The organism is Microbacterium gilvum, assembly GCF_039543865.1.
In the GTDB taxonomy this organism is placed as follows: Bacteria; Actinomycetota; Actinomycetes; order Actinomycetales; family Microbacteriaceae; genus Microbacterium; species Microbacterium gilvum.
In genome coordinates this window covers 371,895-393,034 of sequence record NZ_BAABKO010000005.1, presented here as the reverse complement: position 1 = coordinate 393,034, position 21,140 = coordinate 371,895, and the positions used below count along the sequence as shown (strand labels likewise).

The window sequence follows — 21,140 nt, the reverse complement described above, 5'->3', positions numbered from 1 at the left end:
GACGGCTCAGGTCGTGAGCGTGTCGGTCGGGGGCACGGCGGCCGCCTCCGACGGCGCGCGTCCGCTGATCCAGCGCGCGAGGACGCCCTCCGGCACCTCCTCGCGCACGAGGGCGAAGACATAGTGGTCGCGCCAGTCGCCGTCGATGTGGATGTACTTGCGGCGCAGCCCCTCGTAACGGAACCCGAGCTTCTGCACGACCCGGAGGCTCGGGGCGTTCTCGGGCCGGATGCAGATCTCCATGCGGTGCAGACGCAAGTCGGTGAAGCAGAGGTCGGTCGCCAGCGCGACGGCGGTCGGCGTGATCCCACGGCCCGCGAACCGCTCGCTCACCCAGTAGCCGATCGTCGCCGACGACAGCGATCCGCGCGCGATGCCCCAGACATTGAGCTGACCGCACACGACGCCCTCGTACTCCATCACCATGGGGACGCCCGCGCCGTCACGGTACTGCTGCAGCAGGCGGCGGACCCCGGTGCGCATATCGAACGACACGGCGCCGTCGGGATTGGTGGCCTCCCACGGCCGCAGCCAGGAGCGGTTGCCGAGCAGCTCCTGCTGCAGGGGGCGCGCATCCCGGGAACGGACGAGCCGGATGGACACCGCGCCGTGCTCACGCCAGGGCTGGGTATCCATCCGGCTCATCGACCTCCGTGGACGGCGGCTCAGAGGGAGGCCGCGAACTCCTTGAACCAGGGTCGCAGATCCGGGCCCAGGTCGGGGCGGTCGGCCGCGAGCTGCATGATCGCCTTGATGTAGTCGACGCGGTCGCCCGTGTCATAGCGGCGTCCGCGGAAGACGACGCCGTAGACGCCGGGGCCCGACGCGTCGGCCGCGACCTCCTGCAGCGCGTCGGTCAGCTGGATCTCGCCGCCCTTGCCGGGCTCGGTGCGCTCGAGCACGTCGAAGATCGCGGGCGTGAGGACGTAGCGGCCGATGATCGCGAGGTTGGAGGGCGCGTCCTCCTTGGCGGGCTTCTCGACGAGGCCCTTCACCTTGACGACGCCCTCGGTGTCGGTGGGCTCGACGTCGGCGCACCCGTACATGTGGATGTGGTCGGGGTCGACCTCCATGAGCGCGATCACCTGCGCGCCGCGCTTGGCCTGCTCGTCGATCATCGTCGTGAGCAGCTCGTCGCGCTCGTCGATGAGGTCGTCGCCGAGCATGACGGCGAACGGCGCATCGCCGACGTGCGCCTGGGCGCGCAGCACGGCATGGCCGAGCCCCTTGGGGTCTCCCTGGCGGACGAAGTGGATGTCGGCGAGGTCGCTCGAGGCCTGCACGCGCTCGAGACGCCCCGTGTCGCCCTTCTTCTCGAGGTTGCGCTCGAGCTCCGGAACGGAGTCGAAGTGGTTGGCGAGCGCGTTCTTGTTGCGCCCGATGATCATGAGGACGTCGCGGATGCCGGCGGCGACGGCTTCCTCCACGACGTACTGGATCGCGGGCTTGTCGACGACCGGGAGCATCTCCTTGGGCGTCGCCTTGGTTGCGGGGAGGAAGCGGGTGCCGAGGCCGGCGGCGGGGATGACCGCCTTGATCTTCGGGGAGTCCATGCGATCAGCCTAGGTGATGGGGCGCGCCGGGCCCGATCGCGCTGCCCGTGCTTGCGCCGCTCCCTAGGATCGGGGTATGCCGGACGACCTCGACCACGCCAAGAAGGCGCTTCGTGCGGAGATCCGCGAGCAGCGGCAGCGCACCACCGATCCCTGGCGCGAGAACGCCTCCGAGGGCATCCGCGTCCAGCTCGACGCCCTCGTCTCCGAGCTCGGCGCAGGGTCGCTCTCGTGCTACCTCTCCGCGCCGGCCGAGCCCGGCACGCGACCGTTCCTCGACGCGGCACTCGCCCGGGGCATCCGGGTACTCCTCCCCATCACACGCGCCGACGGGCTGCTCGACTGGACGGTCGCGGAGCCCGGCGGCGCCGAGATCGACAGCGCGTACGGCATCCCCGAGGCCGTCGGCGAGGTGCTCGGCCCGATCGCCGTGAACGACGTCGACCTCCTGATCGTGCCCGCTTCCGCCGTCGACCGCGACGGCATGCGGATGGGATGGGGCCGCGGCTTCTACGACAAGACGCTCGGCTCGATGGCGCACAGGCCTCCCGTGTTCGCGGTGATCTATGATTCCGAGTTGGTCGATCGCGTGCCGCGCGATCTGCACGACCAGCCCGTCGACGGGGTCGTCACGCCGACGCGCACCGTCCGCTTCGCGGGCCGTCGCGACTGACGCCCCGCCACCCACGCCCGAACGAGGTCCCATGCCCACCTACGCCTACGCCTGCACCTCCTGCGGCCACCGATTCGATGCCGTGCAGTCCTTCAGCGAGCCGTCGCTCACCGAGTGCCCCGAGTGCGGCGGCACCGTGCGCAAGCAGTACGGCTCGATCGGGGTCACGTTCAACGGCTCCGGCTTCTACCGCACCGACTCGCGGAATACCGCGTCGACCTCCGGCGCGGGCGCTGGCGCTGCGCCGGCTCCTGCGCCATCATCGGGTTCGGGAGCGCCCGCCGCTCCCGCCGCGACCGGATCCTGACGCGCCGCGGCACATCATCTCGCCGGCGCAGCCGGCAGTTGGGGGAACCACCGTGATCCAGGGATTCAAGGACTTCATCTCGCGCGGCAACGTGATCGACCTCGCGGTCGCCGTGGTCATCGGCGCCGCGTTCGGAGCGATCGTCACCGCGGCGGTCGACAACCTCGTCAACCCGCTCATCGGCGCGTTCGTGCCATCGGGCGATCTCGCGACCTGGACCATCGAGATCCCGGGGCTGTTCGCGACCGCCCAACTCGGCATCGGCGCGATCATCTCCGCCATCATCAACTTCCTCGCCGTCGCAGCCGTCGTGTACTTCGCTCTCGTGCTCCCGATGAACAAGCTCAACGAGCGCCGTCAGGCGAAGCTCGGCGTCGCGGAGGAGGCCCCGGCGGCTCCCACACAGGAGGAGCTGCTCGCCGAGATCCGCGACCTGCTCGCGTCGCAGTCCGCGAAGTAGTCGCCGCAGCCGAAGGGCGCCGTCCCGTCTCGGACGGCGCCCTTCGGCGTACACGCTGCAGGACATCCGCCGGCCGCTGCGTCCTCGACGCGCGGCGTTCCGCGGTCGCAGCGGGCCGCGGCGTCCGGAACTCCTGCACCGTGTCCGGCAGTGACGTGTCCGGCCGGCGCCGCGTCACCAGTGCGGCGGGCGGTCCCTCTTCAGCCGGTCGTCGTTCGCGCCGCGCTCGCCCGAGGGCGCCGCACCTCCCGAGACGCCGTCGTCGCGCAGGGTCGACTCGGCATCCGCATCGCCGAGCGTCCCCTCCACGCGGGTCAGCCGAGCGCGCCGAGCCCCGGCGACCCGCTCGACGCGCTGCCGCGGCTCGTCGTCGGGCATCAGAACGCGAGCGGCTCGGTGTCGGGGTCGATGCGCGGCGTGTCGGCCGTGACGCCGAGCACCGCGGCGATGCGCCCGGCCACGGCGGCGGGATCGCTGTACAGGTCGAACGCGTGCACGCGCACGTAGTGCCATCCGAGCCGTCGCAGCGCGTGCGGACGCAGGCGAAGCGCCTCCCGGAGCGAGCCCTCCTGCGTCTCGGGATCGCTCTCGACGACGACCGCCTTGCCCGCCCGCTGCGCGACGAGCGGCAGCACGCCGTGGTAGTCGACGTCCACCGCGACGCCGAGCTTGCGCAGCTCGCGCGCGAGCACGCGCGTGAGCGGATCGGCGTCGTCCTCCCGCCGCGCCTCGCGCCCCTTGCCGTCGATGCCGGCGAGGATTCCCATCAGGATGGCCGCGCCGTGCTGCAGGCGCCCGTCGTCGGCCTCGGGCCGGATGGACGAGACGATCACCATGGAGCGCCGCGCACGCGTCATGCCGACCGTCAGCAGCCGCTCGCCGTCGGGCGTGGAGAGGTCGCCGAAGTCGCTCAGCACGCGGCCGTGCCTCGTCACGCCGAACCCGAGCGAGAAGATGACCCGGTCGCGGCTCTCCGCGACCGACTCCTCGAGCGTGAGGACGGCGAGCGGCTCGGCCGTCTCGCGCGAGACGAAGTCGGCGACATCGCTGCGGCCGGCGAACGCCCCCGTGACGGCGGCGCGGATGCGCTCGGCGTGACGGCGGCTGGCGGTCACGACCATGAGCGACTCGTTGGGGCGGTTCACGGCGTGCTCGACGACGAGCGTCACGACGCGCTGCACCTCGGCGTCGGGGCTCTCGACGGCGCCCGACTCCGGATCCGGGGCGCCGTAGCCCCCCTCGACGTAGTCGACCGACAGGCTGCCGCGCCCCAGGTACGACCCCGCCCACGGCAGCGACACGATCTCGCCCCCGTAGAACGCGTCGTTGACGAGCTCGGCGAGGTCCTCGCCGCCTGCGCGGTAGCTGCGGGTCAGCGTCTCGACCGGCAGCACATCGGCGAGGCGCTCGAATGCGCTCGCCGGTTCGACGGGTCCGTCCGGCGTCTCGAGCACGCCGACCGCGAACGGCATCGGCCGCTGCGTCACGGGGTCGCCGAACGCGACGATCTGGCTCGCACGCCGGATGGCGGGGGCCGCCTCGGCGATGCCGATCGCGCCGGCGTCCGCGAGGAGGACGACGTCGAAGCCGGGGTGCTCGGGAAGGAGCGGGACGTCGTACGGCGACGCGATCCACACCGGCGCGAGGGTGCGCGAGAGCGTCGGAGCGAGCTGCCCCAGCGCATGCGCCGTGACCTCGCCGCGCGTGAGGGCGCGCTTGAGCGACGCTGCCTCCTCCGGCTCGTCCACGATCCCGATGCGCCACTGCGTCGCCAGCTGCCATCCGAGGAGCGGCCCGGATGCCGCGGCGTGCGCCTCGTCGACGAGGCGGAAGTCGCGCTCGAGGCGGTCGACGACCGACGTGTTGGCCCCGAGCAGGGCGCGGTCGGTCTGCAGCAGGTGCTCGAGAGCGGACTGCCACCAGGCGAACTCGAGCTCCTCCCCCACGCGCGCCTCGTCGACGTGGCGCACCGACAGCTCCGTCAGCAGCGGCTCGAGGCCGAGGCGCGAGAGCTCGGCGCGCAGCTCGGCGCGCTCGACGATGTTCTCGAACACGTCGGAGTCGGCAGCGAGTCCCGCGAGGGTGCGCACGAGCCGCTCGACGGGCATCGAGGCGAGACGGGTGCCGCGCCCGAGGGCGGTGTCGAGGTCGGTCAGCTCGGCCTCGACCCGCTGCCACTCGACCTGCACGTCGGCGAGGCCGAGCGGCAGCTCCGGCATCGCGCCCTGGCCGACGAGCTCCTGCCACTGGGTGCGCTGGCTCTGGATGCGCGTGAGCGCCTCGTGCATGTCGGCCACGTGCACGCCGGGGCGCACGTACTCCTTCGCGAGCCGCTTCAACCGGCGGCGCTGCGCGCCCGGCATCGCCGCCTCGCGACGCGGTGCGAACGCCGTGAGGATCTCGCCGAGCGGGCGGTCGAACACGGCGGGGGTGAAGCGGTCGAGCGAGTCGCGGATGCCGTGCAGCAGCCGGAGGTACTCCCCCAGCTCGTCGATCGTCGTGAACGGCCGCATCCGCGTCTGCGAGATGAGCTCGTAGCCGCGCTCGAGCAGCTCGGGCACGGTGGTGCGGTGCAGTCGGCCGGCCATCCGGTGCGCGCCGCGGGCGGCGTCGGTCGTCGAGAACGAGACCCCATACCACGGCGACTCGTCCGGTCCGATGCGGAACTCGCCGAGTCGGGCGGCGAGCGCGAGCGTCTCGGCCGCGCTCGTGCGGTCGCCCGCGAGCTGCGTGAGCGCGCGGTAGCCCAGCCGGGCGCTCGTGGAGGGCGGCGCGGGGAGCGCGGCGAGCCGCGTGAGGGTGCGGGTCGCGTCGAGCACCGAGATGCCGAGGTCGTCGTGGCGGCGCGTGAGCGCGCGACGGTAGTCGCGCAGCACCGAGCGCAGTCGGACGAGGGCGTCGTCGATGTCGGAGACCTTGGGCTGCGTCGCCTTCTCGTTGCGCCCGATGGCGCGGATGAGGTCGCGGCGCAGGTCGGACGGCGACACCGCGAGGCCGTCGAGCCCGATCCCGGCGAGCCGGTGCCGGATGCCGTCGACCGTGGAGCGGCGGGCGCTCACGACGAGCACCCGCTTGCCGTCGCGCACGAGGGCGCCCACGGCGTTGATGATCGTCTGCGTGCCGCCCGTTCCCGGCAGGGTGTGCACCGTGATCGACTGGCCGGCCGCGATGCGGGCGAGCACCCGCTCCTGCTCGGCATCGGCGTCGAGGAGGAGCGTGTCCGATGCGGGAGCCCGCTCATCGGGGTGCGCGACGACGGGCGCCGACGCGCCGCCCAGGCGCGAGAGGTCGTCGTCATGGCCCGCGAGGGCGTTCAGCACGGGATGGTCGAGCGTGCGCAGGTCGCGCGCCATCCGCTCGCCGACCTCGGCGAAGGTCGACACGACGAGCCGAGGTTTCACGCTGAACGTCTCGACGTGCGCGAGCATCGCCCGCAACCGGTCGATGACGGGCTGCGGCTTGAAGACGCCGTCCTCGTAGGCGAGCGCCGCGAGCGCCTCTCCGTCGACGTCGACGCCGAAGTGGTCCTGCGCGATGCGGACGAGCTCCGGGTTGACGCGGAACGCGCCGTGGAGCTTGAGCTCGAAGTCGGAGTGGTGGCGTCGGATGGCGAGGGGCCGCAGCAGCACGGGCGCGACGAAGTCCTCGTCCCCCACGCGCCAGGCGGCGAGACCGACGGCGAGGCGGACGGCGTCGATGCCCCGCACCGTGCGCAGCTCGAGGTTCTTGGCCGTGATGCGCTCGGCGGCGATGCGGGCGGTGCGCAGCGCCACCTCGTCGCGGAACAGGTTCGACAGCAGCGTCGAGCGACCCGTGATGAACTGCGGCAGGCTGCCCGGATGCGCCTTGGTGATCTCGATGCCCGTGTCGGACGACGCGCGGTACCGCAGCAGCGGCGATCGGCCGCCGAGCGCCGACGCCGAGGCGCGCAGCCGGTCGCGATCCGACGAGGCGATGTGGGCGACGGCCGCGTCGGGGTCGGCGACGCGCAGGTCGGCGGGCGTCACGGGCGGGAGCCCCGTGGTCTCCACGGCGTCGTCTTCAGCGGGCAGCACACGTGCCAGGGTAGGCGCGGAGGATGCGAACTCGGCCGCGCGCCGCGGAGTTTCGCGGAATCCCGGCCTCGGAGACGCCCCGTGCACAGCTCTCGGAGACCCGCGTGTCGGTTCCCGGATCCGCGCGGGCGCCCACGCCGCGGCCGGCGTCCCGGAAGGATGGGGGAATGACGTTCCGGTTCGCTCTCCTTCCCACGCCGATCGGCGACGCCGTCTGCGCCTTCTCGGACGACGGGCTCGTCGCCCTCCGGGTCGGCTCCGACCCGGAGTGGGCGATCGAGGCGGTGTCGCGCGAGCTGAGGGGAGCGCTCGTCGCCGACCGCGGCTCCGCCGCAGCCGACGCTCTCGCGGGCGAGCTCGAGGCGTACTTCGAGGGGGAGCTGCGCGCCTTCGAGACGCGCCTCGACTGGCGCCTGGCGACGGGGTTCGCGCGCGACGCGCTCGAAGCGGTGCGCGAGATCCCCTACGGCACGACGGCGAGCTACGGCGAGGTGGCGGCGATGGCGGGTCGGCCGCGCGCCGCGCGCGCCGTCGGCACGGCGTGTCGCACGACACCGTTCTCCCTCGTCGTCCCGGTGCACCGCGTCATCCGCTCGGATGGGACGATCGGCGGCTACGGGGGCGACGAGGAGCTCAAGCGCCACCTCATCGACCTCGAGCGCGACGCGCTCGTCTGAGCCGCGCCGCCCCGCGTGTAGGCCGCGGGGCGGCGGCGGATGCCGGCCCGCGATCGCCCTCAGCGAGGCGAGGGGACCCCGTCGCGGTATCGCACCGTGCTGCGCTTCGTCACCGCGACGACGGGCGACGCCGAGATCTCCACCACGTCGTCGAGCGCACCCAGTCGGTGCAGGAGATCCCCCAGGTGCCCCGCATCGGCGCACGCCGCCTGGGCGAGCACGGATGAGCCGTCGTCGGCCGCCCAGCGCACCTCCGGCGCGTCGGCGACGGCGCCCGCGATGCGCGGAAGCGCTCCGGGGCGCGCGCGGACCTCGATCACCGCCTCGCACGGGTAGCCGAGCAGCGCGGGGTCCACGACGGCGCGGATGAAGACGAGGCCGTCGCGGACCGCGGAGTCGATGCGTCTGCTCACGGTCGACGCCGATACCCCGAGCGATGACGCCAGCTCGTCGACGGTCGCCCGCCCCTCCTCCTGCAGCAGGTCGACGAGCCGGGCCGTCAGCTCGTCGACGGCGGCGCGCGCCCCGTTCGTCGTCGCGAGAGCGGCATCCTCGCGGGCCCCGACGGCGTCGTACTCGCCCGCCGACAGGATCTCGGGGCTCCACCCGCTCACCGTGCGGTGGTAGGCAGGGAGGAGGGTCGCGCGCACCTCTGCGCGGGCATCGCCCGCCGAGCGCTCGATCCCGCTGAGCGTCTCGCGCAGATCCTGCGGACCGTGGAAGAGCTCGGCGACGCACTCGACGGGGTTCGCGAGCACGCTCACCCACGTCGAGAGGGGATGGTCGGCGAGATGCTCCGCGACCGCCTCCACGACGCGCAGGCCCCCGCGTACGCGCACCAGCGTCGCCGCCCTCCCTGCGAGGCGCCACGGCCCTGGCAGGGCGTGGATGCGGACGACGCCGTCCGCCAGCAGGCGGCTGCCGCGACGCGAGACGGTGCGCTCCTGCTCTCCGATCGCCTCGGCGACACGCCGCCAGGGCGCGCGCCCGTCGCGGAGGAGCGCGGCGGCGATACGGCGGTCCAGGTCACCGAGCGGCTGCATCGGGCCATCGTCTCACGCGGCACCGCCGGGTTACGGGCAGATGACATTCTCGTCGCGGCATCTGACGATGATGTTCACTCATTACATCTCAATGGCTGTTTCTTGCGTTCAGCATCGCTCTTTCGTCTCTTTCACTGGATCGGAACCCGCATGGACGACATCCTCCGAAGCACCGCCCGCACGCAGCTCGCGCTGCTCGCGCGGGGCGAGGTCTCTGCCCGCGATCTGCTCGCCGCCGCGCTGGAGCGCCAGGCGTCGGTCGGCCGGGAGGTGAACGCCGTCGTCTCGGTCGACGTCGACATCGCCGAGGCGGCTGCGGCCGCTTCCGATGCGCGCCGCGCGAGCGGCGCTCCCCTGGGTGCGCTCGACGGCCTCCCGACGGCGTTCAAGGACCTCGAGGAGGCGGCGGGCTTCCGCACGACGTGGGGGTCGACGCGCTTCCGCGATCACATCTCGCACCGGGACAGCGAGGTCGTCGGGCGCATCAGGGCCGCGGGCGCGGTGCCGTACGGCAAGACGAACACCCCGGAGTTCGGGACCGGATCGCACACCCTCAACGCCGTGTTCGGGACGACCCGCAACCCGTACGCTCCCGACCGGTCGGCCGGCGGTTCGTCGGGCGGGGCCGCCGCGGCCCTCGCGGCGGGGCTGGTCTCGGTCGCCGACGGCTCCGACATGGGCGGGTCGCTGCGCAACCCGGCCTCGTTCTGCAACGTCGTCGGCGTGCGGCCCACCCCGGGGCTCGTATCGATGGCGCCGGCGGCTGATCCGTGGGCCACGCTGCCCGTGAAGGGCCCGATGGCGCGCACGACGGGCGACGCCGCCCTGCTGCTGTCCGTGCTGGCCGGCGCATCCGGGCGCAGCCCCCTCTCGCAGCCGGGCGACGTCTCCGAGTTCGCGCGCATCGCGTACGAGACCCCGCGTGCCGACGCCCTCGACGGGCTGCGCGTGCTCTGGTGCCCCACGGTCGGCGGCCTCGACGTCGAGCAGCGCGTGCGCGGCGTGCTCGACGAACGCGGCCGCCGCACCCTCGAGGCGGCGGGGGCAGTCGTCGTCGAGGACGAGCTCGTCGCCGAGTTCGCGGGCGCGGACGACGCCTTCCGCATCCCGCGGGCCTTCGCCTACGCCATGCAGTTCGGCTCCCTCCTCGACGAGCACGCCGACGCGATGTCGCCCGAGCTCGTGGCGAACGCCCGCTGGGGCCTGACGATCACCCCTGCCGACCTGTGGCGCGCACAGGAGCTGCGCGGCGCCCTCTTCGCCCGCTTCGCCGACCTGTTCGACCGCTGCGACGTCATCGCCGCCCCGGCCGCGGCGGCAGCGCCCTTCCCCGCCGAGCGGCGCTGGGTCGACGAGATCGAGGGGAGCCGCCAGGGCGACTACCTCGACTGGATGCGCGCCGCGTGGCGGTTCACGCCGCTCGGCGGCGCATCGCTCAGCGTGCCCTGCGGGTTCACGCCCGAGGGGCTCCCCGTGGGCCTGCAGCTCGTCGGCCCGCCACGCTCGGAGGCGCGGCTCCTGCGCATCGCGGCGGCGTTCGAGGAGCGCGTGCCGGCGTGGTGCGAGACGCCTGCCGTCCTGCGTGCCGGGGCGCCCCCGCGCATCTGACCCCCGCGCGCCCGGACGAGCCCCCTCTCACCGGGACGGCGGATGCGGATGGGCCGGCGGGGATCCCCGCCGGCCCATCCGCAATCGTCCTGCGTCAGTCCGCGCCGAGCGAGGCGAGCACGGCGGCGAGCGCGGCCGACAGCCCCGTGACGACGGCCGAGCGGTCGTCGGGGGCGAAGAAGGGCGAATGGTTGCCCGCGGGCACGGCGCCGTCGGCGAAGAGCTCGGCGTCGAACGCGCCGAACCCCCAGAAGACGCCGGGCACGCCGATCGCGTCGGCGAGCCAGCCGGCGTCCTCAGATCCCATCCCGAGCGGGGCGACCGAGACGGACCCCTCGCCCAGCGCCGCCGCGAAGACGCGCGTCAGGCGCTCGGTGTGCGCGGCGTCGTTGACGAGGCGGGGGAAGGAGTTCAGCTCCTCGATGTCGGGCTCCGGCGCGCGGGAGGCCGCGGCCTCGGCGGAGACGATGCGGCGGATGGCGGCGAGCACGACGGCGCGCACGTCTTCGTCGGGCGTACGGACGTTGACCGTGAACTCCGCGCGGTCGGGGATGATGTTCTCCTTCAGCCCGGCATGGAACGTGCCGACCGTGACGACGGCCGGCGTCGACGGCGCGAGCTCGCGCGAGACGATCGTCTGCAGCCGGATCACGATCGCGGCCGCGAGGACGATGGGGTCGATCGACCGCTCGGGCTGCGATCCGTGCGCCTGCTCGCCGTGGACGGTGATGCGCCACGAGTCGGCGAGGCTCGCCATCGCCCCCGAGCGCAGCATCACGGTGCCCGCGGGCGCCGGCATGACGTGCTGCGCCAGCACGAGCTCGGGGCGCGGGGCGCGCTCCCACAGGTCGTCCGCGATCATCGCCTTCGCGCCCGCCGCCGTCTCCTCCGCCGGCTGGAAGAGGAGGACGAGGGTGCCCCGCCAGATCGCGGGCCGCTCGACGAGCACGCGCGCCACGCCGAGCAGCGCGGCGATGTGCGTGTCGTGTCCGCAGCCGTGCATGACGGGCACCGTGTCTCCGTTCGACAGGACGCCGGCGTCCGTGCTCGCATAGGACAGCCCTGTCTCTTCCGCGATGGGCAGGCCGTCGGTGTCGGCGCGGAACGCGATGACCGGCCCCTCGCCGTTCGACAGCACCCCGACCACACCCGTGCCGCCGGAGCGGAAGGAGGCGATCCCGAGCGCCGCGAGGCGCTCCTCGATGAGGGCTGCGGTCGCGTGCTCCTGCGACGACAGCTCGGGATGGGCGTGCAGGTGCCGGTACAGCGCGAGCTGCTCGGCGACGAGCTCCTCGCTCACCGACAGGCCAGGGAGCAGCGCGACCTCCGCAGCGGTCATCGGGCCGCCTCCTCGTCCGCGCTCGTCGTGCCGCTCGCGCTGGCGCGGTCGCGCAGCGCCCAGGCGAGGACGATCGTGACGACGACGGCGATCGCCGTGCCGAAGTAGGCCGTCGCCGGAACCGCCGGGACGAGCACGTACACGACGAGGCACGCCACGACGACGGCGATGACGGTCGTGCGGACCGCCTTCATCGAGACGATCACCTGCAGGAGCACGGCTCCGAAGATCGCCGGCAGGATGTAGAGCCGGGCGACGGCGATGAGCTCGGCCGGCAGGATGGAGACGAGCCACGTGCCGAGCGCTCCGACGAGGGCGATGAGCGTGACGATGTGGACGAGCACGGCCCCGATGATCGCGGATCCCGCGATGAGCTCGGCGCGGCGGGTGCCCGGCTTCTCACCCAGGTTGGCCTGCGCGACGATCGCCGCGGGAAGCAGCTTGTTGCTGATGTTGCCGATCATGAACGCCTGGTACATCGCCGAGCGCCCGAGGATCGGGTAGTACGAGATCGGCTCGATCACGGCGACGATCGCGAAGGTGGCGAGCACGGCGCCGACGGCCGTCCACAGCTCGGCGCCCTGGATCCCCAGGCCCGACCAGAAGGCGACGTAGAGGGCGGCGAAGAGCGAGATCAGCAGGCCGAGGCCCATCGTGACGGGGCCCCACACCGCCGTCGTCCGGTCGAAGGCGCGGAGTCCGTCCGCGCGGGTGTGCGTCGAGGTCATGAGGATTCCTTGTCTTCCGGTCCGGTTCAGGCCAGGGGCCCCGACGCCGCGAAGGCGGCGGCGAGCGCGACGGCGATCGAGATGCCCAGGCCCCACTCCCGCAGCCATGGCCGGCGCAGGACGCGCGCGAGGAGCAGGCACAGGCCCATGACGGCCGCCGACGTCAGCAGGGTGATGACGTGCACGGGCGACTTGAGCGTCTCCTGCAGCGTCAGGGTGACGAACGCCCCGAGCAGCGCTGCGCCAGGGACGATGGTCATGATCGCCGGGTTGACTCGGCGCAGCGTGACGTCTCCGCGCGACAGGATCGGCGTGAGGACGAGGGTCGTCAGCATCCACACGAGCCCGCCGATCGTCATCGCGGCGAAGCCGATGGCGAACACCTTCTGGGTGTAGCCGACACCGCCGAGCTCGGCGCCTTGCGTGCCCGCCGCGATCCCGGCCGCGGCGACGTCGAACGCCGCGGATCCGACCAGGCCGATCCGCGTGAGCACGGCGGGGGTGCCGAACAGCGGCAGCAGGGAGATCGCGACGAGGGCGACGGCGAGCGACGGGCCGATCGCGGCGACGGCGCCCGTGCGGACGGCCGAGTTCACCTGCGCGTGCGTGAGGTCGGCCGAGTGCGCGGCACGGCGGATGGCCCGCAGGTACACGGCCGACTGCACGATGATGACGAGGAAGACCCCGGCGGCGCACGCCCACAGCACGGGGCCGAGCGCGATGGCGCCGATGTCGGTCGAAGTCGGGTCTACGGCGAGGACTCTCATGGGCAGGCTCCTGCGGATTGATTGACGCAAAATGACGCAGTCGGATGCTCACCGTTCCGTACCTTGCATCCCGCGCCCTTCCAGGGTCCAGAATCATCATTCCCAGCATGTTTCGGGCGTGTCAAGATTCTGTCGCCGGGCCCACGCCCCACGCACGCGCACGCGCCCCGCGGATGCGTTCCGCGGGGCGCGTGGGACGCCGTCAGTGGTCGACGGCCTTCTCCGCTCCGTAGCCCGTGAGCGAGCGCACCTCCATCTCGGCGGCAAGCCGCCTGTCCTCGGTACGTGTGCTCGTGAGCGAGCCGATCCATCCCAGCAGGAAGCCGACCGGGATCGAGACGATGCCCGGGTTGCTGAGCGGCCAGACGGCGAAGTCGACCGCGGGGAAGACGCTCGTCTCCGTCCCCGAGAAGACGGGCGAGAGCACGATGAGGACGAGCGCCGTGGCGAGCCCGCCGTACATGCTCCACACGGCGCCCCGCGTCGTGAACCCCCGCCAGAACAGCGAGTACAGGATGGTCGGCAGGTTCGCCGACGCGGCGACCGCGAAGGCGAGCGCCACGAGGAAGGCGACGTTCTGCCCCTGCACGCCGATCCCGCCGACGATCGCGAGCGCGCCGATGACGAGCACGGTGATCCGGGCCACCCGCACCTCACCGTCGCCCTCGACCTTGCCCCGCTTGATGACGTTCGCGTAGATGTCGTGCGCGAACGACGTCGCAGCCGTGATGGTGAGGCCCGCGACCACCGCGAGGATGGTCGCGAACGCGACGGCCGAGATGAAGCCCATCAGAACGGGGCCGCCGAGCGCCTGGGCGAGAAGAGGCGCGGCGGAGTTCACACCGCCCGGCGCGGCCGCGATCGTCTCGGCGCCGACGAGAGCTCCCGCGCCGTATCCCAGCACGAGGGTGAGCAGATAGAACAGCCCGATCAGCCAGATCGCCCACACGACGGACCGTCGCGCCTCCTTCGCCGTCGGCACGGTGTAGAAGCGCATGAGTACGTGCGGGAGACCCGCCGTGCCGAGCACGAGCGCCATGCCGAGAGAGAGGAAGTCGAGCGGCTTGGCGCCGTACTGCAGCCCGGGCGCGAGGATGGCCTCCCCCGCGGCGGAGTTCGCGACGGCGGCGCCCAGCAGCCCGTCGAAGTCGAAGCCGTGCTGCGCGAGCACCCAGATCGCCATCGCGATGGCCCCGCCGATGAGGAGGAAGGCCTTGACGATCTGCACCCACGTCGTCCCCTTCATTCCGCCGATGAGCACGTAGACGACCATGAGGACGCCGACGACGGCGATGACGACCGACTGCCCCAGTTCGTCCGTGACCCCCAGGAGGAGCGACACGAGCCCTCCGGCCCCCGCCATCTGCGCCAGCAGGTAGAAGAAGCACACGGCGAGGGTCGTGAGGGCAGCGGCCATCCGGACGGGGCGCTGCCGCAGTCGGAAGGAGAGCACGTCGGCCATCGTGAACTTGCCCGTGTTGCGCATGAGCTCGGCGACGAGCAGGAGGGCGACGAGCCATGCGACGAGGAAGCCGATGGAATAGAGGAAGCCGTCGTAGCCGTTGAGGGCGATCGCCCCGACGATCCCGAGGAAGGATGCCGCGGAGAGGTAGTCGCCCGCGATCGCGAATCCGTTCTGCGGCCCGCTGAAGGACCGGCCGCCCGCGTAGAAATCGGCCGCTGATCTGTTGTTGCGCGACGCCCGGATGACGATGAACAGCGTGACGGCGACGAACGCGCCGAAGACGCCGATGTTGAGAATCGGATTGCTGTCGTTCACGCGCTCGGCTCCTGCTTCTCGAGATCAGCCCGGATCTCCGCCGAAAGGGGGTCGAGACGACGGTTCGCGAAGGCGACATATCCCATCGTGATCGCGAATGTCGTGACGAACTGGCCGAGCCCGAGAAGGAGGCCGACCGTGATGTGCCCGCCGACGCGCTGACCCATGAGGTCCGGGAAGAATCCGGCCAGCACGACGTACAGGAAGTACCAGAGCAGGAAGAACACCGCGAGCGGGAAGACGAAACTCCGCTGCGTGCGCTTGAGTGTCTGGAATCGCGGGGATTCCTCCACCGCGATGTAATCGATCGACGTCGCGGGCGCGCCGTCTCGGGATGGATCGCTCATAGGGCCTCCTTGCCGCAGATGAGGTCGACGGCGCATCGTCGCGACGCCGGATCCGGCCGGAGGCCGGGTGATATCTTCGACGCTACGGAAGACGACGCAGCGGTCGTCACCCCCGAAAGTAGGTATCCGGAGTGACCTCGACGATCGAGTCCGTCCGCGACCCGCAGCGCCTCGTGGCGGGCGCGGTGGCCGAGCTCGCCCGCCGTACGCGCTTCCCCGTCGCGTTCGGAGGACTGCTCGAAGACGGCCGGGTCGCGATGACGGCGTTCCACGGCGCACGCACCCGCGCGCTGGACGGCCTCGCGGTGCAGCCCGAGCGCGGTCTCGGCGGACGGGCGATCGCCGAGCTCAGACCGCGCATGGCCGGCGACTACCGCACGGCCGAGCAGATCACGCACGACTACGACCGGTACATCCTCGGCGAGGGCATCGGCACCCTGCTCGCGGTCCCCGTCGTCGTCGACGGCACGGCCCGCGGCGTGCTGTACGGCGGCGCGTGGGGACGCTGGAGCGTGGGCGGGGTCGCGGCGGCGCCAGCCGTCCAGGTCGCCGATGCGCTCGCGGCGCAGCTGCGCGCCCTCCGGTCGGCGCCCGCCGAGGTCGATCCCCCCGCGCCGGCCGCTGCCATCCCCGCCGCCCAGCGGGAGCAGCTCAGGGAGAGCTACGCCGAGCTCCGCCGCATCGCGGCGGACGTGGACGACGCCGCACTCCGCGCGCGGCTGGAGGAGGTCGAGCGGCGCCTGGCGAGCATCGCGGGAGAGGCCTCCGCTCCCGTCGAGACGGACGACGGCGCCCCCGTGCACCTGTCGCCGCGCGAGATCGACGTCCTCGCGTGCGCGGGACTCGGCGCCACCAATGCCGGCATCGCCGCGCAGCTGGGGCTGCGGGAGGCGACCGTCAAGGCGTATCTCGGCAGCGCGATGTCGAAACTCGACGCGGCGACGAGATGGGCGGCCGTGGCAAAAGCACGGCGCCGGGGAATTCTTCCGTGAAACACCGCAATTCCCTTTCCGGATGATGACGACGGTGCGATAGATTCATGCCATGGCACGAAAGATCATCCACCAGCTCGTCGACGATCTCGACGACACGCTCCTCGAGCCCGGCGAAGGCGAGACGGTTCTCTTCTCGCTCGACGGCAAGAGCTACGAGATCGACCTGAAGAACGAGAATGCGGCGGAATTGCGCGCCGCGCTCGAGACGTACATCTCGGCCGCGCGCCGTGTCGGATCGACGCAGACCGCGTCGAATTCCGGGCGATCGCCGCGACGCCGCTCGGGGCAGACCGATTTCGGGCCGATCCGTGCATGGGCGAAGGAGAACGGCTACGCCGTCTCCGAGCGCGGCCGCATTCCCGCGACCATCCTCGAGGCGTACGACGCGGCCCACTGACCGCGGGCCTCGATGACGGCGCCCTTTCCACGGAGCACATGTGCATCCCGTGTGAATGGGCGCCGTTTCGCGTTCCGGGGTTGCATCGGGAGCCGGATCTCGGAATCGTGGCTGGCCCGACGGAAGGAGAGCACCGTGCTCACATTGACCGAGAACGCCCAGACCGCCGTCCGCTCGATCGTCGATCAGACGCCCGACCCCGCCACGGCAGGGTTGCGCATCGCCGGCACGAGCGCATCGTCCGAGGGCTACACCCTCACGCTGGCGCCGGAGCCGCAGACCGCCGACGCGGTCGTGGAGAGCGGCGAGGCCCGCGTCTTCCTGCCGGCGGACGCGGCCGCCGAGCTCGACGACAAGATCCTGGATGCGCAGGTGACGCCGGACGGCGTCCGCTTCGCCCTCGCCGTCCAGGCCTGACGCCTCGCGGATCGGCCCCGCCCGGTGATCCGGGCGGGGCCGATCCGTGTGCGACGACCGATAGGCTTGTCGTCGAGCCCCCGTAGCTCAGTGGATAGAGCGTCGGTTTCCTAAACCGTGCGTCGCTGGTTCGAGTCCAGTCGGGGGCACCTGACCATCACGCTGCGAGGGCGAGGTAGGGCTCCCACCGCGGGTCGCCCCGCTCGGAGCCGCGCACCGCCCAGGACCCGCCGCGCGGGGCGCCGAGGGCGAAGCGCAGCGACCATCCCATCTCCTGCGGCGTGCGGTCGCTCTTGACGTTGTTGCACGTCAGGCAGCAGGCGACGAGGTTCTCCCAGCTGTCCGCTCCCCCGCGCGAACGGGGCAGCACGTGGTCGATCGTCGTGGCGGATGCCCCGCAGTACCCGCATCGGAACCCGTCCCTGCGCAGCACGCCCCGCCGCGTCACCGGTGTCCGGCGCGTGGACGGCACCCGCACGTACCGGGTCAGGATGATGACGGCAGGGCGGTCGTAGGACGATCTCGTCCCCCACACGGGTTCTCCCTCCACGTGCTCGATGACGGTCGCCTTGTCGTTCATGACGAGCACGAGGGCCCGCTTGAACGAGACGATGGCGAGAGGCTCGTATCCCGCGTTCAGCACGAGAGTTCGCATGTGCAGTCCCTTCGATACGACCCGGACGGCTTCCGGGCATTCGAACCGGCGCCGCGTCGAGGGGCGGGAGACGCGCCCGGAGACGAGAAAGGGCACCGTCCTTCAGGACGGCGCCCTTCTCCGGCCGCAGCGATGCCGCGGCCCCCGTGCACGCGATGCCGGAGGACATGACGACCCAGGGCATCCATGGTGCGGATGCGCGGTATCCGGTCCATCGGCTTCCTCCCGCCCGGTCTCGGCGACACGGTCAGGCTAGCGCACGCCGGGCGTGTCGCGGGCGAACCGGGGGTGAACGCGCGGCGAGCGTCGGCACCGGACGACGACGAGGGGCCCGGCGCATCGCGCCGAGCCCCTCGTCGAAACGGGTCCGCTCAGATCGGCAGATAGCTCAGGGGATCGACGATGGCCCCGTTCACGCGGTACTCGATGTGCAGGTGGTTCGCCGTCGAGCGGCCCGTCGAGCCGACGTACCCGATGATCGTGCCGGCCTCCACCGTCTGCCCGACCTCGACCTGCCGCGTGCCGTACGTCATGTGCCCGTAGAGCGTGGTGGTGCCGTCGCCGTGATCGATGGCGACCGTGACGCCCCAGCCGCCGAGCGACTCCTGGGAGGTGATGACGGTGCCGGACTTCACGGCGTAGATGGGCGTCATGGCCGGTGCGACCATGTCGGCGCCCTCGTGACCCGAGCCGACCGAGCGGCTCACGTAGTAGGTGCCGGCCGGAAGCGGGCAGATCCCGCCGTCGGTCACGACCGGGGGATCGTAGGTCTGCGCCTCGGCGGGGGTGGAGCCGCCGCCCTCCGACTGCTGGGCGGCGATCTGCTCCGCCTGCTCGCGCGCGCGTTCCGCGGCCTCGGCTGCGGCGGCGGCCGCCGCGGCCTCCGCCTTCGCCGTCTCGATCTCCTCCGGCGTGGTCGCCGAGTACGCGGAGCCGGCGAGCGGCGCGGTCTCGATCGACGCGTCGGCCGCGATCGACTGCGCCTCGCTCTCCGCGGCGTCCTGCATCGACACCGTCTCGGCTTCGGGCTGGGTCGCCGCGTACGCGGGGATGGCGACGCCCGCCAGCAGCGCGAGCACGGCGGCGAGGGTGCCGGCCGTGCGGAGCGGCCTGATCTTCGTCCGGCCCGCGCGTCGGGCGGCGCGCTCCATACGGCGGACGTCCGCGCGGGCCATCGTGGCTGCGGGGCGGATGGTGTGGACGGCGGTGTCTGCGGACGTCTGGCCGGCGTCGGGGGCGCCTGCGGACGGTGCGTTCTCGGCCAAGTGTTCTCCTCCGTCGCCTCGCGCCAGGGAGCGCCGGCTCGTCAGAACTGGTCGGGGCACAGTCTCACACCGTCGGGACGACGAGCCGGAGAGGCGATTCCCGATGGAGCGCCCGCGAGCTTCGCCGCGGGTATCGCACCACGGTAACGGAAGATAACGAAAAAGTCACGCTCCAGCGGGAGAGCGCTCCCACGTTCTCAGGCGACGAGGAAGATGTGCGACGCGATCTCCACCGGGAGCTCGAGGGCGTCCGCGGCGCCGTGGATCTGCACGAGCACGTACCCCTCGCTGTAGCGGAAGTCGCCCTGCGCCCCGGGGACGACGCCCGCGTCGCGCAGCTGCTGCAGCAGCTCGGGGTCGACCTGCGCCGACTCGGCGAGACGTCGCACCGTCCCCGAGATCGGACCGCCCTGCTCGTCGAGACGGCGGACGAGGCTCACGACCCCTTCCTCGACGCGTTCCACGGGGACCTCCCCGAGCTGCTCGAGCCCGGGGATCGGGTTGCCGTACGGCGACTCGGTCGGATAGCCGAGCAGCTCGACGAGACGGCGCTCGACCTGCTCGCTCATGACGTGCTCCCACCGGCAGGCCTCGTCGTGCACGTATGCCCAGTCGAGGCCGATGACGTCGGACAGCAGGCGCTCGGCGAGCCTGTGCTTGCGCATCACCTCGACGGCCTTGCCGCGCCCGTCCTCCGTCAGCTGCAGCCGGCGGTCCTCGGCGACGACGACGAGCCCGTCGCGCTCCATCCGCGCGATGGTCTGCGAGACGGTCGGCCCCGAGTGGCCGAGGCGCTCCGAGATGCGCGCGCGCAGGGGGATGATCTCCTCTTCCTCGAGGTCGAGGATGGTGCGGAGGTACATCTCCGTGGTGTCGATCAAGTCGGTCATCGGATCCTCCGGGTCGGCCTGAGGCAATCCTAACGGGGCGGGGCCCGCAGGCGGCTCGCCGTAGGATGACCTCATGACCCTCACGATCCCCGCCGACCTCCTGCCCGCAGACGGACGGTTCGGCTGCGGCCCCTCGAAGGTGCGCCCGGAGCAGGTCGCCGCCCTCGCCGGAGCGGGTGCGGAGCTGCTCGGGACATCGCATCGCCAGGCGCCCGTGAAGAACCTCGTCGGCAGCGTCCGGGAGCGCCTCGGACAGCTGCTGCGGCTCCCCGACGGCTACGAGATCGTCACCGGAAACGGCGGATCGACCGCCTTCTGGGATGCCGCCGCCTTCGGTCTCATCGAACGCCGCAGCCAGAACCTCACGTTCGGCGAGTTCGGCGGGAAGTTCGCCAAGGCGGCGGCGGCACCGTGGCTCGAGGCCCCCGACGTCCGCTCCGCGGACGCGGGATCGCTCGCGCAGGCCGCTCCCGTCGACGGGGTCGACGTATACGCATGGCCGCACAACGAGACGTCCACGGGTGTCGCTGCCCCCATCCGCCGCGTGACGGGCGACGACGGAGCTCTCACGGTGATCGATGCGACGAGCGCCGCAGGCGGCATCGACTTCGACGTGGCGGAGACCGACGTCTACTACTTCGCACCGCAGAAGAACCTCGGGTCGGACGGCGGCCTGTGGTTCGCGGCGATGTCGCCGGCCGCGATCGAGCGCATCGAGCGCCTGCACGCGTCCGACCGCTACATCCCGGAGTTCCTCAGCCTGTGGAACGCGGTCGACAACTCGCGCAAGAACCAGACGCTCAACACCCCCGCCGTCGCGACGCTCCACCTGCTCGACAGCCAGCTCGGCTGGATCCTCGACAACGGGGGCCTCGCCTGGGCGGGAGCGCGGACCGCGGAGTCGTCGCAGGTGCTCTACAGGTGGGCGGAGGCCTCCGAGGTCGCGGCCCCGTTCGTCGCGGACCCCGCGCACCGCTCGCCCGTGGTCGTGACGATCGACTTCGACGCGTCCGTCGACGCCGCCGCGGTGGCGAAGACGCTCCGCGCCAACGGCATCGTCGACACCGAGCCCTACCGCAAGCTCGGACGCAACCAGCTCCGCGTGGCGACCTTCGTCTCCATCGATCCCGACGACGTCCGCCAGCTCACGCGCGCCGTCGACTACGTCCTCGCCCACAGCTGAC

Annotated in this window: 22 protein-coding genes and 1 tRNA gene; 10 read left to right on the top strand and 13 right to left on the bottom strand. The window is 72.2% G+C overall.

What is annotated here, in order from left to right; translation table 11 throughout:
* Nucleotides 1–6: 6 nt before the first annotated feature.
* A complete protein-coding gene (locus ABD998_RS14945) occupies nucleotides 7–636 on the bottom strand; it encodes a GNAT family N-acetyltransferase (RefSeq protein ID WP_345440802.1) in 630 nt (209 codons plus the stop codon).
* A 29-nt stretch (nucleotides 637–665) separates the two neighbouring features.
* Complete coding sequence (gene galU, locus ABD998_RS14940; RefSeq protein WP_345440799.1) at nucleotides 666–1,553, bottom strand: UTP--glucose-1-phosphate uridylyltransferase GalU; 888 nt, start codon at nucleotides 1,551–1,553, stop codon at nucleotides 666–668.
* A gap of 76 nt (nucleotides 1,554–1,629) precedes the next feature.
* Here galU and ABD998_RS14935 point away from each other — a divergent pair, with 76 nt between their 5' ends.
* Genes ABD998_RS14935 through mscL form a run of 3 tightly spaced genes read left to right on the top strand, consistent with a single transcriptional unit; the run spans nucleotide 1,630 to nucleotide 2,993 of the window.
* Entirely contained in the window at nucleotides 1,630–2,226 is a 597-nt protein-coding gene (locus tag ABD998_RS14935) for a 5-formyltetrahydrofolate cyclo-ligase (protein ID WP_345440796.1), read from the top strand.
* 31 nt (nucleotides 2,227–2,257) lie between these two features.
* Nucleotides 2,258–2,533 carry an FmdB family zinc ribbon protein gene (locus ABD998_RS14930; protein ID WP_345440793.1) on the top strand — a complete coding sequence of 92 codons (276 nt, stop codon included), beginning with the start codon at nucleotides 2,258–2,260 and terminating at the stop codon, nucleotides 2,531–2,533.
* A 52-nt stretch (nucleotides 2,534–2,585) separates the two neighbouring features.
* Entirely contained in the window at nucleotides 2,586–2,993 is a 408-nt protein-coding gene (gene mscL, locus ABD998_RS14925; RefSeq protein WP_345440790.1) for a large conductance mechanosensitive channel protein MscL, read from the top strand.
* 174 nt (nucleotides 2,994–3,167) lie between these two features.
* Here the strand turns inward: mscL and ABD998_RS14920 are convergent, their stop codons facing one another.
* Entirely contained in the window at nucleotides 3,168–3,371 is a 204-nt protein-coding gene (locus ABD998_RS14920; RefSeq protein ID WP_345440787.1) for a hypothetical protein, read from the bottom strand.
* Complete coding sequence (locus tag ABD998_RS14915; protein ID WP_425562994.1) at nucleotides 3,371–7,057, bottom strand: AAA family ATPase; 3,687 nt, start codon at nucleotides 7,055–7,057, stop codon at nucleotides 3,371–3,373. Before ABD998_RS14915 ends, ABD998_RS14920 begins: the two co-directional genes overlap by 1 nt.
* Nucleotides 7,058–7,215: 158 nt before the next feature.
* On the opposite strand from ABD998_RS14915, the gene ABD998_RS14910 reads away from it, so the two are divergent.
* Complete coding sequence (locus ABD998_RS14910) at nucleotides 7,216–7,725, top strand: methylated-DNA--[protein]-cysteine S-methyltransferase (RefSeq protein ID WP_345440781.1); 510 nt, start codon at nucleotides 7,216–7,218, stop codon at nucleotides 7,723–7,725.
* A gap of 59 nt (nucleotides 7,726–7,784) precedes the next feature.
* Here ABD998_RS14910 and ABD998_RS14905 read toward each other — a convergent pair whose 3' ends face one another.
* Nucleotides 7,785–8,768 carry an Lrp/AsnC family transcriptional regulator gene (locus tag ABD998_RS14905; RefSeq protein ID WP_345440779.1) on the bottom strand — a complete coding sequence of 328 codons (984 nt, stop codon included), beginning with the start codon at nucleotides 8,766–8,768 and terminating at the stop codon, nucleotides 7,785–7,787.
* Nucleotides 8,769–8,918: 150 nt separating this feature from the next.
* On the opposite strand from ABD998_RS14905, the gene ABD998_RS14900 reads away from it, so the two are divergent.
* Nucleotides 8,919–10,376: an amidase gene (locus ABD998_RS14900; protein WP_345440777.1), complete on the top strand. Its 1,458-nt coding sequence runs from the start codon at nucleotides 8,919–8,921 to the stop codon at nucleotides 10,374–10,376.
* Between the two features lie 94 nt (nucleotides 10,377–10,470).
* Here the strand turns inward: ABD998_RS14900 and ABD998_RS14895 are convergent, their stop codons facing one another.
* From ABD998_RS14895 to ABD998_RS14875, 5 genes are all read right to left on the bottom strand, one after another.
* Nucleotides 10,471–11,715: an amidohydrolase gene (locus ABD998_RS14895; protein WP_345440774.1), complete on the bottom strand. Its 1,245-nt coding sequence runs from the start codon at nucleotides 11,713–11,715 to the stop codon at nucleotides 10,471–10,473.
* A complete protein-coding gene (locus tag ABD998_RS14890) occupies nucleotides 11,712–12,443 on the bottom strand; it encodes a hypothetical protein (protein ID WP_345440771.1) in 732 nt (243 codons plus the stop codon). Before ABD998_RS14890 ends, ABD998_RS14895 begins: the two co-directional genes overlap by 4 nt.
* A gap of 26 nt (nucleotides 12,444–12,469) precedes the next feature.
* Nucleotides 12,470–13,210 (bottom strand): DUF5058 family protein, encoded by a 741-nt coding sequence (locus tag ABD998_RS14885; protein ID WP_345440768.1) that lies wholly within the window; start codon nucleotides 13,208–13,210, stop codon nucleotides 12,470–12,472.
* A gap of 202 nt (nucleotides 13,211–13,412) precedes the next feature.
* Complete coding sequence (locus tag ABD998_RS14880; RefSeq protein WP_345440765.1) at nucleotides 13,413–14,990, bottom strand: solute symporter family protein; 1,578 nt, start codon at nucleotides 14,988–14,990, stop codon at nucleotides 13,413–13,415.
* The gene (locus ABD998_RS14875; protein ID WP_345440762.1) at nucleotides 14,987–15,337 is read right to left on the bottom strand and encodes a DUF485 domain-containing protein; all 351 of its coding nucleotides are present in this window, start codon (nucleotides 15,335–15,337) and stop codon (nucleotides 14,987–14,989) included. Before ABD998_RS14875 ends, ABD998_RS14880 begins: the two co-directional genes overlap by 4 nt.
* A 131-nt stretch (nucleotides 15,338–15,468) precedes the next feature.
* On the opposite strand from ABD998_RS14875, the gene ABD998_RS14870 reads away from it, so the two are divergent.
* The 4 genes from ABD998_RS14870 to ABD998_RS14855 all read left to right on the top strand — a co-directional run bounded on the left by ABD998_RS14870 (nucleotide 15,469) and on the right by ABD998_RS14855 (nucleotide 17,295).
* The gene (locus ABD998_RS14870) at nucleotides 15,469–16,329 is read left to right on the top strand and encodes a LuxR C-terminal-related transcriptional regulator (protein WP_345440759.1); all 861 of its coding nucleotides are present in this window, start codon (nucleotides 15,469–15,471) and stop codon (nucleotides 16,327–16,329) included.
* 52 nt (nucleotides 16,330–16,381) lie between these two features.
* Nucleotides 16,382–16,729, top strand: coding sequence for a histone-like nucleoid-structuring protein Lsr2 (locus tag ABD998_RS14865; RefSeq protein WP_345440756.1), 348 nt, complete (start codon nucleotides 16,382–16,384; stop codon nucleotides 16,727–16,729).
* A 135-nt stretch (nucleotides 16,730–16,864) separates the two neighbouring features.
* The gene (locus ABD998_RS14860; RefSeq protein WP_345440753.1) at nucleotides 16,865–17,146 is read left to right on the top strand and encodes a Fe-S cluster assembly protein HesB; all 282 of its coding nucleotides are present in this window, start codon (nucleotides 16,865–16,867) and stop codon (nucleotides 17,144–17,146) included.
* A gap of 76 nt (nucleotides 17,147–17,222) precedes the next feature.
* Nucleotides 17,223–17,295: transfer RNA gene (locus tag ABD998_RS14855), tRNA-Arg, on the top strand.
* Between the two features lie 8 nt (nucleotides 17,296–17,303).
* Here the strand turns inward: ABD998_RS14855 and ABD998_RS14850 are convergent.
* The 3 genes from ABD998_RS14850 to ABD998_RS14840 form a co-directional block, all read right to left on the bottom strand.
* Nucleotides 17,304–17,801, bottom strand: coding sequence for an HNH endonuclease (locus ABD998_RS14850; RefSeq protein ID WP_345440750.1), 498 nt, complete (start codon nucleotides 17,799–17,801; stop codon nucleotides 17,304–17,306).
* 371 nt (nucleotides 17,802–18,172) lie between these two features.
* Nucleotides 18,173–19,066 (bottom strand): M23 family metallopeptidase, encoded by an 894-nt coding sequence (locus ABD998_RS14845; RefSeq protein ID WP_345440748.1) that lies wholly within the window; start codon nucleotides 19,064–19,066, stop codon nucleotides 18,173–18,175.
* A gap of 197 nt (nucleotides 19,067–19,263) precedes the next feature.
* Complete coding sequence (locus ABD998_RS14840; protein ID WP_345440746.1) at nucleotides 19,264–19,956, bottom strand: metal-dependent transcriptional regulator; 693 nt, start codon at nucleotides 19,954–19,956, stop codon at nucleotides 19,264–19,266.
* Between the two features lie 73 nt (nucleotides 19,957–20,029).
* Between ABD998_RS14840 and serC the strand changes: the two genes are divergently transcribed.
* Entirely contained in the window at nucleotides 20,030–21,139 is a 1,110-nt protein-coding gene (gene serC / locus ABD998_RS14835) for a phosphoserine transaminase (RefSeq protein WP_345440744.1), read from the top strand.
* Nucleotide 21,140: the final 1 nt, after the last annotated feature.

Excerpts from the sequence above, each read along its gene's own strand:
- ABD998_RS14945 (WP_345440802.1), bottom strand. The coding sequence starts at position 636 with ATGGATACCCAGCCCTGGCGTGAGCACGGCGCGGTGTCCATCCGGCTC.
- galU (WP_345440799.1), bottom strand. The coding sequence starts at position 1,553 with ATGGACTCCCCGAAGATCAAGGCGGTCATCCCCGCCGCCGGCCTCGGC.
- ABD998_RS14935 (WP_345440796.1), top strand. The coding sequence starts at position 1,630 with ATGCCGGACGACCTCGACCACGCCAAGAAGGCGCTTCGTGCGGAGATC.
- ABD998_RS14930 (WP_345440793.1), top strand. The coding sequence starts at position 2,258 with ATGCCCACCTACGCCTACGCCTGCACCTCCTGCGGCCACCGATTCGAT.
- ABD998_RS14920 (WP_345440787.1), bottom strand. The coding sequence starts at position 3,371 with ATGCCCGACGACGAGCCGCGGCAGCGCGTCGAGCGGGTCGCCGGGGCT.
- ABD998_RS14910 (WP_345440781.1), top strand. The coding sequence starts at position 7,216 with ATGACGTTCCGGTTCGCTCTCCTTCCCACGCCGATCGGCGACGCCGTC.
- ABD998_RS14905 (WP_345440779.1), bottom strand. The coding sequence starts at position 8,768 with ATGCAGCCGCTCGGTGACCTGGACCGCCGTATCGCCGCCGCGCTCCTC.
- ABD998_RS14900 (WP_345440777.1), top strand. The coding sequence starts at position 8,919 with ATGGACGACATCCTCCGAAGCACCGCCCGCACGCAGCTCGCGCTGCTC.
- ABD998_RS14895 (WP_345440774.1), bottom strand. The coding sequence starts at position 11,715 with ATGACCGCTGCGGAGGTCGCGCTGCTCCCTGGCCTGTCGGTGAGCGAG.
- ABD998_RS14890 (WP_345440771.1), bottom strand. The coding sequence starts at position 12,443 with ATGACCTCGACGCACACCCGCGCGGACGGACTCCGCGCCTTCGACCGG.
- ABD998_RS14885 (WP_345440768.1), bottom strand. The coding sequence starts at position 13,210 with ATGAGAGTCCTCGCCGTAGACCCGACTTCGACCGACATCGGCGCCATC.
- ABD998_RS14875 (WP_345440762.1), bottom strand. The coding sequence starts at position 15,337 with ATGAGCGATCCATCCCGAGACGGCGCGCCCGCGACGTCGATCGATTAC.
- ABD998_RS14865 (WP_345440756.1), top strand. The coding sequence starts at position 16,382 with ATGGCACGAAAGATCATCCACCAGCTCGTCGACGATCTCGACGACACG.
- ABD998_RS14850 (WP_345440750.1), bottom strand. The coding sequence starts at position 17,801 with ATGCGAACTCTCGTGCTGAACGCGGGATACGAGCCTCTCGCCATCGTC.
- ABD998_RS14840 (WP_345440746.1), bottom strand. The coding sequence starts at position 19,956 with ATGACCGACTTGATCGACACCACGGAGATGTACCTCCGCACCATCCTC.
- serC (WP_345440744.1), top strand. The coding sequence starts at position 20,030 with ATGACCCTCACGATCCCCGCCGACCTCCTGCCCGCAGACGGACGGTTC.